A 12,525-nucleotide genomic window follows, 5' to 3' on the forward strand; every position below is an offset into this window, starting at 1 on the left:
ATTTCAAAAAGTTAAACTAATGCCAAAATAGCTAATATAAAAGGCTACCTAAATGGCTAAAATAAAACCTGTAGTGACGCTTCAAAGCCACGGTATTTACTCTAAGTGGGATAGTGAAAGTAAAACGTTGCCACAAATAGAGCAATTTACAACAAATGTAATAGCTGAGGTCGATATTGAGTTTGGCTTAATCGTAAATATCAAAAAAGGTAAAGGCGAAAAGCTTCATTATTGTATTTACCATCCTGATATTCCAGACAGTGACGGTGATGTAATGGACCCTTTTGAAGGCGATGTATACGTTAAAAACAGTGATTGGAACTTTTATTTAGGCGATACACTTTGGCTGCCAATAGAAAATAAATTGGGTGATTGGCGAATGACGATTGAATTAAATGGAAAAATCATTGCTGATAAAACTTTTAATGTGGCATTAGAGGCAGAGCGCACTGAAACAGATTTTTGGAAAAACCGAGGGTACTAATTGTTATTTATTGGCTATGTAACGCGGATATAATTGAAGTTAATGAGAAAATAGTCGAAGAGCTATTTATAAACAGCTCTTCAACCTTAAATTAGTAAGTTTTTAGTTACCCCAAGGGTTACTCGAATTAGAACGCTGCTTACGATCGCGAGCACGTTGCTTAGATTCTTTTTTCTCTACAATACGTTTAGCATCAACAAAACTAAGTTCACACGGCTCCCCCGGTTTATGATCAGCTGGGATCACACGATCTCGTGGCGGTAATTCGTATTGAACATCATCAGGCTTAGGTAAGTTTTTAAGACGATAAAGGTAAAAGTTATCTACTTTTTCTTGTGCCCATTGTGTTTTACGTAAAAATTTAACCGCAGACTTAACATCAGGATTATTTTTAAAGCAGTTAAGTTGTAAATAAGCGTGTAGGAGTTCCCACCCGTATTGTTCAACCAGCTCTTCAACCACTTGTTCTAATTTTACGCCTTGCAGTGGGTTATTACTGAAAAGTTCTTGGTTGCTCATAGGTGTTGCCTCGTTATTAAAATACAAATTGCATTATAAATTTAATAACGAGGCTTTAACAGAGTAAATAGCTTAACTTTGGCAATTAACTACAACACGACCACGAATTTTACCTTCCATAAGTTGCTCTGCGTTATCGATTACGTGTTCGAGTGATATTTCTGTCGAAATTTTATCTAAATAATCAGCGCTTACTAATTTAGCTAAACGATCCCATGCTTCAATTCTGTCGGCTTTAGGGCGCATTACGCTATCAATCCCCATTAACGATATGCCACGTAATATGAATGGCGCAACAGACCCTGGTAAATCCATACCTTGTGCAAGTCCACAGGCGGTTACTACACCTCCATATTTTAATGATGCACATATATTTGCCAGTGTATGGCTACCTACAGAGTCTATTGCCCCTGCAAAGCGCTCTTTTTGCAGAGGCTTGCCTGGGTTTGATAGCTCATTTCTGTCAATTACGTGTTTAGCGCCTAACTCTATTAAGTACTCACTTTGATCTAATCGGCCCGTTGCTGCTGTTACATTAAACCCAAGTTGATTTAATAAATAAATAGCAAAGCTGCCTACGCCACCATTAGCACCAGTTACAAGTATCTCGCCAGATTCAGGCGTAATACCTTGTTTTTGAAGTGCTATAACACTTAGCATGGCGGTATAACCCGCAGTGCCTATTTGCATTGCTTGTTTTGGTGAAATACCTGCAGGCAAGGGGATTAGCCAATCGCTATTAAGTGCCGCTTTTTGAGCAAGTCCGCCCCAATGTTTTTCGCCTACACCAAAGCCATTTAATATTACGTTATCGCCGTTTTTAAATTCATCGCTGGTGGAATTTGTAACAGTACCCACTAAATCAATACCTGGCACCATAGGAAAACTACGTACAACGGGGCCTATACCCGTAATTGCTAAACCATCTTTATAGTTAAGTGTGCTGTATAGCACGTCGATTGATACATTTTCGTTTGGTAAATCACTATTTTCGATAGTTGATAATGAAGCGCTATAGTTATTATCTTCTTTATTAATAACAATGGCTTTAATTGGGTTACTCATGGGATATCCTTTTAGACCGATCGTCTTTTAATTGGTAAATAAAAATGCACTAGGTTAATAATGCGCGTAGAAACATTTCTGTATACAAAGTAAGTGGGGTATTTGATTTAGTGAGCTTAGCGCGCATAACAGCACCTTCCCAGCCAATCCAAAAGTACTCACTCATCAATTTTGTATTTACATGGCTTGCAATAGTGCCTTGTTGCTTAGCTTGGTTTAAGCAAACCTCTACATGGTTTTGCCAAGCGGTGTAGCTTTGCATTAATCTGGTTTTAAACTCATCACTTAAATGGTTAAGCTCTTGATTTAAGTTACCGACTAAACAGCCACGTTTGTAATCGTATTTTTTCATCCCTTTAATTGCGCTTTGAGTAAAATTAACGATTCGCTCAAGTGGGGGAACATCTTCTTGCTGTAGGTAATGGGTAAGCTTGGCAATAAAATAGCTGTCGTATGCATCAACTAACGCAATACCGTAGGCTTCTTTACTTTTAAAGTAATGATAAAAAGAGCCTTTAGGTACAGCTGCTTTTTTTAAAATAGTATCGAGCCCCGTGGCGCTAAAACCAAATTCAGTTAGGGTTTCTAGGCCCGTGCGAATAAGTAACGCTTTTGTATCGGCGTTTTCTCTGGCTATTTTAGGTGGGCGACCACGGCGTATTGGTGTTGATGTGTTTTTGTTCATGAACTCATATTAGACCGATCGACTTTAAATAATCAAGTATAAATTTAAATTGTTTAAAAATAGTTCAAATTTAGGGGCGGGCTACTAATTTAAGATTAATGAAATAAAAGTGTCACGATTACATTTTTGTTTGGAACTTAGTCAATATTAGTCGGTCACAATTAAAGCACACAAGTGCTTTTTAGCGATTATTAAATCGCCAATTTGTTATTACGAACCGGTCAAATTAAATGTTGTATGACCACTTACTTTTTTAAATGTTAATTCATTTTTGCATCAGCAGCTTAGTTAAAGTCAAACAATTTAATTGCTTTTACAATTTGAATTTTACATTTTTATTAACTATTCATTAAATGTAGATTTCACTAATGCTACACAATATATAAATAAAAAGGTGAGGATATTACCGATGAAGAGACAGAAAAGAGATCGTTTAGAAAGAGCTCATTCTCAAGGTTTTAAAGCAGGTTTAGCAGGTCGCTCAAAAGAGCTATGCCCTTATCAACAAGTAGATCCAAAATCAGAGTGGTTAGGAGGTTGGCGTGAGGCGATTGAAAATCGCAACATGTACAAAACCTAAAATCAATAATCGAATTTAAGCAAAAAGGCCTCCACGTTGGAGGCCTTTTTGTTTGTGCGTTAACTTTTAAACTAAACTCTAAACAGAATTTAGTTTAAGCAATTAAAACGCGCTAGTGTCTTGAAATAAGCCCACTTTTAAATCTTTTGCTTCGTAGATTACTCGACCATCAACTTCTACAGTGCCATCGGCAACGCCCATAAACAATTTACGTTTAATTAAACGTTTCATTACAAGGCGGTAAGTTACTTTTTTATTAGTCGGTAAAATTTGACCAGTAAATTTAACTTCACCCACACCTAGCGCACGACCAAGACCAGGGCCACCAGACCAACCTAAGTAAAAGCCAACTAGTTGCCACATAGCATCTAATCCTAAACAACCTGGCATTACTGGGTCGCCTTTAAAATGGCAATCGAAAAACCACAGGCTAGGGTCAATATCAAGCTCAGCAACAATTTCGCCTTTACCATGAATTCCGCCATCAGCAGTAATAGAGGTAATGCGGTCCATCATTAACATGTTGTCACTTGGTAAACGGCAGTTGCCTTCACCAAACATTTCACCTTGACCACACAGGATCAAATCTTCTTTTGTAAAGCTATTTTTAGGTTCCATAACACTTATCTTCGCTTAGAAATTGCCAAGTACTTTAGCGTACACTTGTACGCTAAACAACTCGGAGCAGTTAAAAAATCAAAATATTGCACATAAAATCACCAATCAATCAGCGCGATTGGTTTTTGCACTATAAAACCGCGCAATTACAATCAGAAATCATTATAATTAGCGCTGTCTTATAACCAGTCTAAAGGAAGTTTATGATCCTTTTTGTTAACTCACTAACTGTGATTGATTTTTCTTACTTATGTAACAAACGCGGCGCCGTTGGCGAGAGCTGGATTGTTGATTTAACTTTGCACGGTAAACTTAACGAAGAGTCTATGGTTTTAGACTTTGGTTTAGTTAAAAAGCAAATTAAAGGCATTATAGATGAGTGTATTGATCACCGATTAGCAATTCCTACAGGGCTTAATGGCACTGTATCTGAATTTGACGAGCATAAAACACTCGACTGTACATTTGGTGAAAACAACCACTTAGCTATGAGTGCTCCTCATCAAGCTTATTGCATGATTAACGCAGACGAAGTAACGGTTGAATCGGTTACTGAATTTTTAATTGCGACTATTTTACCGAAGCTACCAGATAACATTGAAAAAATTGAGCTGTCTCTTAAGCCTGAGCACAGCCAAAGCTTTTACTATCATTACAGCCATGGCCTTAAAAAGCATGACGGTAATTGCCAACGTATTATTCATGGGCATCGTTCTCAAATTGGTATTAGCCTAGATGGCATCTCTATGCCGCGCTTGCAAAAAGAATGGTCTCAAAAGTGGGAAGATATTTACTTAGCCACCAGTGAAGATCAAATTAACGCACCTGATTTAAAACACATAACAGCCAAAGCGGGTGATGTATGTTTTGCTTATACGTCGGCACAAGGCTATTTTGAAATGGCGATTAGCGAATCCCGTTGCGACATTTTACCAGTAGACACCACGGTAGAATGTATTGCTGAACATGTAGCTGGCCAAATTAAAGCTCAATATCCAGAAAAAGCAGTGAAAGTGACTGCTTATGAAGGTGTTGGAAAAGGATCGATTAGTTATGTTTAAAACACTTTTAGCAACAGCGCTTGTTGCCTCTGCTAGCTTTAGTGCTATGGCGCTTGAGTTAAAAGGGCATTTAACACAAGGCGGTTTAGTTACAGGTAAGCTAGAAAACGCTAAATCAGTAAGCTTAGATGGCAAAAGCTTAAAACTTTCGCCAAATGGTGACTTTGTATTTGGTTTTGGGCGTGACGCTGAAACGACTCATACTTTAAAATGGGTAGATAACACGGGTAAATCGCATTCTCAGCCGCTAGCTATAACTAAGCGTGAATATGAAATTGATAAAATTACCGGCGTGGCTAAGAAGTATGTTTCACCGGCAAAAGAAGTCAGTGCACGTATAAGCCGCGAAGCAGTTGCTGTTCGTAAAGCGAGAGAAGTTGACTCTGATTTACTGTACTTTTTAGACCCTGTGTTAAAGCCTGCAGAAGGGCGTATATCGGGTGTTTATGGTAGTCAGCGCTATTTTAATGGCGAGCCTCGTCGTCCGCACTTTGGCTTAGACATCGCTAATAAAACAGGTTCTCCTGTTTACGCGCCAATTAGTGGTACCGTGGTATTTTCTGAACCTGATTTATACTACTCAGGCGGTACATTAATTATTGATCATGGCCATGGTATTACCTCAACTTACATTCATTTAAGTAAGCTTGATGTAAAAGTGGGTGACAAAATTAAGCAAGGTAACAAAGTGGCTGAAATTGGTGCAACAGGGCGTGTAACGGGTCCTCACCTAGATTGGCGTTTTAACTGGAAAGGCGAACGCCTTGATCCTGCATTACTAATGCAAGATACATTAGCAAACAAAAAGTAGAGATTATGACTGAAGTAAATCGCGATGCAATAATTGCTCAGCGTATTGAAGACTCAACCACATCGGTAACTAAAACTGTGTTTCCAGGGCGTACCAATCATCACAATACTTTATTTGGTGGTGATGCACTGGCGTGGATGGATGAAGTGGCATTTATAGCTGCTACGCGTTTTTGTCGTAAACCTTTGGTTACCATATCTTCCGATAGAGTTGATTTTAAAGAAGCGATACCAGCAGGTACTTTTGCAGAGTTAATTGCTAAAGTAGTCCATGTAGGTAACACCAGCTTAAAAGTTGATGTAGATATACTATTAGAAACTATGCACAGAGATGATAAGCACTCTGCTATTAGTGGTAGCTTTACGTTTGTTGCAGTCGATGATAATCACAGACCAACACCGGTAGTATGCGATAAAATGATTTATGGTTTTGACTAATTAAAGCTTTAAATACAAGATAGAGTAAAGTTATATGAGCACCTTAGTTGGTGCTTATATAAAAACCCATAAAGAACACATCATACTAAATATTTATTAAATGCAATCTCAACAGCTCAATTAATATTTACTAATAAGGTAATCAAAATAGGGGTCCAATTGATAGGGTTAAGAGTTGTTAGAAGCAAAAAAGGCATGCTTTAAACATACCTTTTTGGTTATATTTAGCTTTTAATTAAATTTACTAATACTTAAATGAAAACTTTTTAAAGCACCATTGCTGCAATCCAGCCAAATATCAGCAGTGGAATGTTAAAGTGAATAAACGTTGGAATAACAGAGTCTCTAATATGGTCGTGCTGGCCATCTGCATTTAAACCTGATGTTGGGCCAAGCGTTGAGTCTGAAGCAGGGGAGCCTGCATCACCTAAAGCGCCCGCAGTACCAACAAGTGCAGCGGTAGCCATAACAGAAAAGCCAAGGTCTAAACATAGAGGTACAAACAAAGTTGCAATAATAGGCACTGTTGAAAACGAGCTACCAATTCCCATTGTAATTAATAACCCGACTAACAAAATAACACCGGCGGCCAAAGGTTTATTACCATCAAAAAGTGCCGCTGTGCTGTGTACTAAGCTCGCAACGTCGCCAGTGGCCTGCATAACTGATGCAAAGCCTTGTGCCGATATCATAATAAAACCAATCATCGCCATCATCGCAACGCCTTTACTAAATACGTCGCCGTTTTCTTCCCACTTAACTACACCAAATACACTAAATATCATTACACCTACTAAACCCCCTAAAATCATTGAGCCACTTAGGTTTTGTGCAACAAGTGAGGCAAGTACCGCACATAGCCCTACAATCATTACTTTTTTAGGGTTTTCTACCTCGGCCGATTTACTCTGAGTTGTTAATGGGAGCTCGGTGTATTCGCGGCGTTTTTTGTAGGTAATAAATACCGCAATAAGTAATCCTATAAACATGCCTAATGCAGGAATAATCATCGCCATAGGGACTTGTGTATTTACAATATCTAAGCCGTTATCGACCAGGTTTTTATGCAAAATAGAATATAAGTAAATACCCCCAAAGCCATAAGGCAGCACCATATAAGAGGTTGCTAATCCAAATGTTAAAATACACGCTATAGCACGCCTGTCTAACCTTAGCTGATTAAAAACAACGAGTAACGGCGGGATTAAAATAGGAATAAACGCTATGTGTACAGGTACTAAGTTTTGCGAAGAAATCGCACAACCTAAAATAATTAATAAAATGAAGTAACTTAAAAATGTTTCATTCCCGCTACCTTTAGCATTTACTTTAGCAAGTAACTTATCAGCGAGAATGCGTGTTAAACCCGACTTAGAAATAGCAACGGCAAACGCACCAAGCATGGCATAACTTAGCGCAATTTCAGCTCCGGCAGAAAGGCCAGAATTAAATGCATCAACACTTTCTTTTATACCCAAGCCTGCAGTTAAACCAGCAACTAAAGCACTTACGATCATGGCAACAATGACGTTAACGCGAGCCAGAGATAGCCCGAGCATTAAAATAACGCCTATAACAACAGCATTCATAGTATTCTCTATTTGGAAATTTTAATTAATTTTATCAGATCTTTAGCCTGAGTTTTACGCTCTTTCGTAAAAGGTTTTTTACCATAGCGTACTTGGTTAAATAACTGACTAAATGTGTTTATAGATTGTGCAGAATGAGGAAGTTGCTCAGCAAAAAAATGTAACTGCTGACTCGGTGTTAAATTATCGGGTGTATTTATTTTTTGTTTTTTCGCCCATGCTTTTACTTCATAAAATTCTTTAACCATAGGCGCTAATTTAGCCGGGCGTTTTGGTAAGTTTAAAAAAACAAAATAACCTACAAAACAAAAACCAGCTGTTAATAAAACCATTAATGGTACAAGCCAAATGTTTTTACTACCAAAAATTGATTTTAAAAAATCATTTTGTTTTTCTTCGTCAAAACCAAGTACCCAGCTAGACCATTGATAATCGAGATTTTCAAGTTCCAACCTTAACCAATTAATAGCGGGGAAATTACTTAAACTCACTAAACCAAAATCAAGATTACTTTTAAATTCGTCATTCAGCTCTTCGTTTTGCGAAAGTGAGCCATTTAAACGCTCCGGTGCTACAACAGCGGTTGCATCAAAAATAACCCAACCTTCGTTTTGTAAATATACTTCTACCCATGCATGTGCGTCGTACTGGCGAACTGTTAGCGTATTATTATCTTGGTTTAATTCACCGCCTAAATAACCACTTACTAATCGAGCGGGTATACCTGCGGTTCTAAAAATGTACGCAGCGGCGCTTGCATAATGACCACAAAATCCACGTTGGTTTTCAAATAAAAATTGATCAATTGTATTATCACCGCTCATAGGAGTGGGTGTTAACGTATAAGTAAATCCCGTACCTGCAAAGTATTGTAATAAGCTATTGTAAAAATCGCGGTCAGAGTATGTATTTTGCTTTAAGTTTTTAGCAAGTGATGATGTTTTTACATTCTTTTTATAAGCGAGGTATTTGTAGCGTTTTTCTTCAAATTCGCCAAGCGGTAAAGCTGTGAAGTTAAAGCTATTTACATCGTATTGTAAGTTTTTAGCTTGGCGACTTTTTTTACGCAATAAGCCTAGCGAATTGCCTTCAACATTTTGTGAATTACTACTGGAATACGCTAAACCATAGAGCCATTTTTGTGTTGCAGGCTCAGTAATAACTGAGTAGCTTGCAATAAGTTGCTTATCATTTTCGCTCTCGGTATTTGTTTTTACATTATTATATTTTAAAAAGTCAGACGTAAGCCACGCATTGCCATTAAACTCATCATGAACGATTGCTCGCCAATAATAAGGCGCTACAGGTTTTTCTTCATTAAATTTAGCTCTAAACACAAGCTCGTCAGAATTTGAAAGCTTTGCAATATCGAATGGATCGACTTGTTCAGAAAGCCCTGTTTTTGCAAGTTTAGGTCCAGGAAGCTGCCAAAATGCGGGCATTTTTGGTAAAAAAAGCAGTAAAAATATAGCTAAAGGAAGCGCTAAAAGTAGCAATTTACCACTTTGCTTAGAGGCTATTTTTAAATTATGTTTGGATTCGAGTAAGCCAAGTACTGCAAAGTTTAATATGTATAAACCACTTACAGTTAAAGTCGTTAAAATGCTTTGGTTGAATAAATACACAGATGAGAGTGAAAAAAATGTAAGCGTTGTAATTACATGATAGTGTTTTTTGGTTTTAGCCTGCAGCAGCTTAAATAAACTAGCAAGTAGCAGCATGGCCACAAATAAAATAACCGTATCCGACATGCCTATGGTGTAGAGCATTAAAACTAGTGACACACCTGCGAGTATGTTTGCCAGCCAAGCATTTGGCTTTGGTTTATTACTCAGCGTTATGTAAAAGTTCCATGCACAAATAAGTGCAAGTACACCAACAAAAACAAGGGGTAAATGCGCTATAAAAAATACAATCAAACAGGCATATATAAAAGACAGTGAAAAATTTATTACTTTTTCGTTTTTAATTATGCTCATTAAACACCACCATTATATGAGCATAATAACGCTAAACATTGCTGCTTATGATGCTGTCCGGTATTTGTGTTTATCGTTTTACTCGGTAGCTTTAACATAAAAGGGGTGTTTTTCTCGGTTGCTTCACACACTAAAAAGCATAACTGACTTAAGCGCTGCTCTGTATCTCCATTCATTAACGTAAAATCGAAGAGCGCATTCGCTATTTTAAAGTCTACAAACTCTTTAACTAACAATTGCTGTGTTTTTGCGTAATGCTTCCACGACACTCTTTGCAAGCCCATTTCCGGTAAGTGTGGGATTAACGACTCAAACTCTTCGCTGCCCGATTGTGTAGAAATACCTTTATCGGCTTGCTCATCAAGCATAGAAATATGCGCATCACTGTGTACTTGTTCAAGCGACGGGTATACAAAAACACCTGTTTGTAATTGAATGTAGCTCCAAACAGTTATTAAACCAAATGGATAGTTACTCGCTATTTTAATACGTTGCACTGTGTATTTACCGCGTGAGCTGTAGGGTAAGTTGAGTGTAAGTAACTGAGTCTTACTATCAACTTGGCCAGTATGTTTGTGAGTTTGCTCACTACCTTGATATGTTAAATTAATAGATTGGGTAACTGTAGGGCTTTGTAATTCAAATACAATACTCGTTTTTTGAGGAGCGTAGCTGTTAAATGCATCTTTAAATTTAACTGTTAAGCCTTTAGCGTTACTGTAGCCCATTAATACAGCAATAATCATAACCACAAACATAAGATAAGACATTATTAAAATTAAATTATTTTGATAATTAATGCCCATTACAAAGTTTAAAATAGCCACAATTACAAAGTACCAACCAAGGGATGATGGCAATACATAAATTGTTCTGTGTTCAAGTGTAATTGAGTTTTTTAAATGCTTATTTTTTAATAACTTATTAAATAAACTTTGCTTAAATGATTTAAAGAAAGAAGGGCGCTTAGCTGTTTTTTTTGGCATAAAAGTTTATACCGGAACTAATACGTTTTTTAAAATATCGTTTACTTGCGCTTCACCTGACTCATTATGCAAACCTAAACGATGCTGACACACACTTGCAAATACGGCTTGAACATCTTCTGGCATTACAAAATCACGACCATCAATAAAGGCCCACGACCTAGCCGCTTTAGCAAGAGCCATACTGGCACGCGGTGATAACGAAGATGCAAAAGCGTTGCTTGTGCGTGTGTAATTAACAAGCTCTATAATGTAGTCAATAACCGGGCTACTTAAAGTAATTTGGCTTATCTGGGTTTGAATTGCTGCTAACTCTTGTTGGTTAATACGCTTAGGTAACTGACTGTAATCTCGTTTTTGCATATTCAAAATTAAGCGTTTTTCGGCTTCTTTAGGTGGAAAACCTAAGCTAATACGCATTAAAAAACGGTCTAATTGCGACTCAGGTAACGGGTAGGTACCTGATTGGTAAAGCGGGTTTTGTGTTGCTATCACAAAAAATGGATTTGGCAGCGTATATTTTTTTCCATCAACTGTTACTTGTTGCTCTTCCATTGCTTCAAGCAACGCACTTTGTGTTTTGGGCCCTGCGCGGTTTATTTCATCAGCTAAAACAACTTGGCTAAAAATAGGGCCTTTATGAAACGTAAAACTGTGCTCGGTAGAGTTAAATATATTAGTACCCAGAATATCAGCAGGCAGAAGATCACTGGTAAATTGAATACGCTGATACGATAAACCTAACACAGCTGACAATGCATGAGAAAGAGTGGTTTTTCCCATACCAGGCAAATCTTCAATGAGTAAATGCCCTTCGCTAAATAAGCATGTAAGTGCCAGTTTTATTTGTTGTTGTTTACCAAATATAACACTCGAAAGATCTTCTATAATCGCAGTAACAGTACTATGCATGCTAACCTTATTATTATTCTATTATTTCAAGACGCTTCATTACAGTGTCTACTTTTTTTGTGTTGAAAGGTTTTGCAATAAAGCCTTTAGCGCCCATTTCCCACGTGTTTTGTACGTTTTCGAGACTATTGTGGCCCGAGCACATAACAACATGAGTGTGCGGGTAAGCACTATTGATGTATTCCAAAATATCTGCACCGTTAGAGTCAGGTAAATCTACATCTACAAATATAACGCCTGGCGGTTTATTGTTCATAATAGGTTTAGCAGAGCTAAAATCAGCGCTTTCTAATATATCTTCAAACCCTAAGTCAGTTAAAATTTGGTTTAGATAATCACGAATTTCCTTAACGTCATCAATAATGAGGATGGGCTCTAGCGGGCGAACAAATTCCATATGTAGGTTACTTCTATTTTGAATACATCTAAGTGCTTTAATACTAAGCTAACCCCATCATAAGCTCAAGAACGTTACGTAAAAAACACTAATAAATAAACTGTTTATAGGTTTGCCCAACAACCTATTTTTAAAGGATTACCTGCTTTCATATCTTTTACTAACTTATATTTTCATTAATTGTATTGAACAATAATGACGTATCTACAATAAATCCCTTAATCATACACTTTATTTCCTCAAAGTTTGATGTAACAAATTTGCTACTTAACTTATTGATTCAAAAATATTTACATAAAAATTCGATTTTTTGTAAACGTTTTGTAATAAAAAAGCGTTGACCTTCTAAATTCATTCTGTGATTATGCTCAGCAGATGAGCTTATGCTCACAAGTGCAATTT

General features: G+C 37.2%; 14 protein-coding genes. 5 read left to right on the forward strand and 9 right to left on the reverse strand.

The window, feature by feature from the left end; all coding sequences use genetic code 11:
- Positions 1–52: 52 nt before the first annotated feature.
- On the forward strand, positions 53–484 hold the full coding sequence (locus tag CXF76_RS01915) for a DUF3859 domain-containing protein (protein WP_101162934.1): 432 nt from the start codon (positions 53–55) through the stop codon (positions 482–484).
- 102 nt (positions 485–586) lie between these two features.
- On the opposite strand, the gene CXF76_RS01920 is transcribed toward CXF76_RS01915, so the two are convergent.
- From CXF76_RS01920 to acuR, 3 genes are all read right to left on the reverse strand, one after another.
- Positions 587–1,003 (reverse strand): VF530 family DNA-binding protein, encoded by a 417-nt coding sequence (locus CXF76_RS01920; protein ID WP_007582761.1) that lies wholly within the window; start codon positions 1,001–1,003, stop codon positions 587–589.
- A 72-nt stretch (positions 1,004–1,075) separates the two neighbouring features.
- On the reverse strand, positions 1,076–2,068 hold the full coding sequence (gene acuI, locus CXF76_RS01925) for an acrylyl-CoA reductase (NADPH) (protein WP_101162935.1): 993 nt from the start codon (positions 2,066–2,068) through the stop codon (positions 1,076–1,078).
- A gap of 49 nt (positions 2,069–2,117) precedes the next feature.
- Positions 2,118–2,753, reverse strand: a complete 636-nt coding sequence (acuR, locus tag CXF76_RS01930; RefSeq protein WP_007582758.1) for an acrylate utilization transcriptional regulator AcuR — start codon at positions 2,751–2,753, stop codon at positions 2,118–2,120.
- 409 nt (positions 2,754–3,162) lie between these two features.
- Between acuR and rmf the strand changes: the two genes are divergently transcribed.
- Positions 3,163–3,333: a ribosome modulation factor gene (rmf, locus tag CXF76_RS01935; RefSeq protein WP_002960897.1), complete on the forward strand. Its 171-nt coding sequence runs from the start codon at positions 3,163–3,165 to the stop codon at positions 3,331–3,333.
- A gap of 102 nt (positions 3,334–3,435) precedes the next feature.
- Here rmf and fabA read toward each other — a convergent pair whose 3' ends face one another.
- Positions 3,436–3,951, reverse strand: a complete 516-nt coding sequence (gene fabA / locus CXF76_RS01940; protein WP_101162936.1) for a bifunctional 3-hydroxydecanoyl-ACP dehydratase/trans-2-decenoyl-ACP isomerase — start codon at positions 3,949–3,951, stop codon at positions 3,436–3,438.
- A 203-nt stretch (positions 3,952–4,154) separates the two neighbouring features.
- On the opposite strand from fabA, the gene CXF76_RS01945 reads away from it, so the two are divergent.
- Genes CXF76_RS01945 through CXF76_RS01955 form a run of 3 tightly spaced genes read left to right on the forward strand, consistent with a single transcriptional unit; the run spans position 4,155 to position 6,260 of the window.
- The gene (locus tag CXF76_RS01945) at positions 4,155–5,012 is read left to right on the forward strand and encodes a 6-carboxytetrahydropterin synthase (RefSeq protein ID WP_007582754.1); all 858 of its coding nucleotides are present in this window, start codon (positions 4,155–4,157) and stop codon (positions 5,010–5,012) included.
- Positions 5,005–5,823 (forward strand): M23 family metallopeptidase, encoded by an 819-nt coding sequence (locus CXF76_RS01950; RefSeq protein ID WP_024606894.1) that lies wholly within the window; start codon positions 5,005–5,007, stop codon positions 5,821–5,823. Before CXF76_RS01945 ends, CXF76_RS01950 begins: the two co-directional genes overlap by 8 nt.
- 5 nt (positions 5,824–5,828) lie before the next feature.
- Positions 5,829–6,260 (forward strand): acyl-CoA thioesterase, encoded by a 432-nt coding sequence (locus CXF76_RS01955; RefSeq protein WP_024595365.1) that lies wholly within the window; start codon positions 5,829–5,831, stop codon positions 6,258–6,260.
- A 266-nt stretch (positions 6,261–6,526) separates the two neighbouring features.
- Here CXF76_RS01955 and CXF76_RS01960 read toward each other — a convergent pair whose 3' ends face one another.
- Genes CXF76_RS01960 through CXF76_RS01980 form a run of 5 tightly spaced genes read right to left on the reverse strand, consistent with a single transcriptional unit; the run spans position 6,527 to position 12,123 of the window.
- Complete coding sequence (locus CXF76_RS01960) at positions 6,527–7,849, reverse strand: Na+/H+ antiporter family protein (RefSeq protein ID WP_101162937.1); 1,323 nt, start codon at positions 7,847–7,849, stop codon at positions 6,527–6,529.
- A gap of 8 nt (positions 7,850–7,857) precedes the next feature.
- Positions 7,858–9,828: a transglutaminase family protein gene (locus CXF76_RS01965; RefSeq protein WP_101162938.1), complete on the reverse strand. Its 1,971-nt coding sequence runs from the start codon at positions 9,826–9,828 to the stop codon at positions 7,858–7,860.
- Positions 9,828–10,814, reverse strand: a complete 987-nt coding sequence (locus CXF76_RS01970; protein ID WP_101162939.1) for a DUF58 domain-containing protein — start codon at positions 10,812–10,814, stop codon at positions 9,828–9,830. The genes CXF76_RS01965 and CXF76_RS01970 overlap by 1 nt, the downstream gene beginning before the upstream one ends.
- Positions 10,815–10,820: 6 nt before the next feature.
- Positions 10,821–11,726 (reverse strand): AAA family ATPase, encoded by a 906-nt coding sequence (locus CXF76_RS01975; RefSeq protein WP_101162940.1) that lies wholly within the window; start codon positions 11,724–11,726, stop codon positions 10,821–10,823.
- Between the two features lie 13 nt (positions 11,727–11,739).
- A complete protein-coding gene (locus CXF76_RS01980) occupies positions 11,740–12,123 on the reverse strand; it encodes a response regulator (RefSeq protein ID WP_007582739.1) in 384 nt (127 codons plus the stop codon).
- Positions 12,124–12,525 lie beyond the last annotated feature (402 nt).

It is taken from the genome of Pseudoalteromonas sp. 78C3 (genome assembly GCF_002836695.1).
In the GTDB taxonomy this organism is placed as follows: Bacteria; Pseudomonadota; Gammaproteobacteria; order Enterobacterales; family Alteromonadaceae; genus Pseudoalteromonas; species Pseudoalteromonas arctica.

Excerpts from the sequence above, each read along its gene's own strand:
- CXF76_RS01915 (WP_101162934.1), top strand. The coding sequence starts at position 53 with ATGGCTAAAATAAAACCTGTAGTGACGCTTCAAAGCCACGGTATTTAC.
- CXF76_RS01920 (WP_007582761.1), bottom strand. The coding sequence starts at position 1,003 with ATGAGCAACCAAGAACTTTTCAGTAATAACCCACTGCAAGGCGTAAAA.
- acuI (WP_101162935.1), bottom strand. The coding sequence starts at position 2,068 with ATGAGTAACCCAATTAAAGCCATTGTTATTAATAAAGAAGATAATAAC.
- acuR (WP_007582758.1), bottom strand. The coding sequence starts at position 2,753 with ATGAACAAAAACACATCAACACCAATACGCCGTGGTCGCCCACCTAAA.
- rmf (WP_002960897.1), top strand. The coding sequence starts at position 3,163 with ATGAAGAGACAGAAAAGAGATCGTTTAGAAAGAGCTCATTCTCAAGGT.
- fabA (WP_101162936.1), bottom strand. The coding sequence starts at position 3,951 with ATGGAACCTAAAAATAGCTTTACAAAAGAAGATTTGATCCTGTGTGGT.
- CXF76_RS01945 (WP_007582754.1), top strand. The coding sequence starts at position 4,155 with ATGATCCTTTTTGTTAACTCACTAACTGTGATTGATTTTTCTTACTTA.
- CXF76_RS01950 (WP_024606894.1), top strand. The coding sequence starts at position 5,005 with ATGTTTAAAACACTTTTAGCAACAGCGCTTGTTGCCTCTGCTAGCTTT.
- CXF76_RS01955 (WP_024595365.1), top strand. The coding sequence starts at position 5,829 with ATGACTGAAGTAAATCGCGATGCAATAATTGCTCAGCGTATTGAAGAC.
- CXF76_RS01960 (WP_101162937.1), bottom strand. The coding sequence starts at position 7,849 with ATGAATGCTGTTGTTATAGGCGTTATTTTAATGCTCGGGCTATCTCTG.
- CXF76_RS01965 (WP_101162938.1), bottom strand. The coding sequence starts at position 9,828 with ATGAGCATAATTAAAAACGAAAAAGTAATAAATTTTTCACTGTCTTTT.
- CXF76_RS01970 (WP_101162939.1), bottom strand. The coding sequence starts at position 10,814 with ATGCCAAAAAAAACAGCTAAGCGCCCTTCTTTCTTTAAATCATTTAAG.
- CXF76_RS01975 (WP_101162940.1), bottom strand. The coding sequence starts at position 11,726 with ATGCATAGTACTGTTACTGCGATTATAGAAGATCTTTCGAGTGTTATA.
- CXF76_RS01980 (WP_007582739.1), bottom strand. The coding sequence starts at position 12,123 with ATGGAATTTGTTCGCCCGCTAGAGCCCATCCTCATTATTGATGACGTT.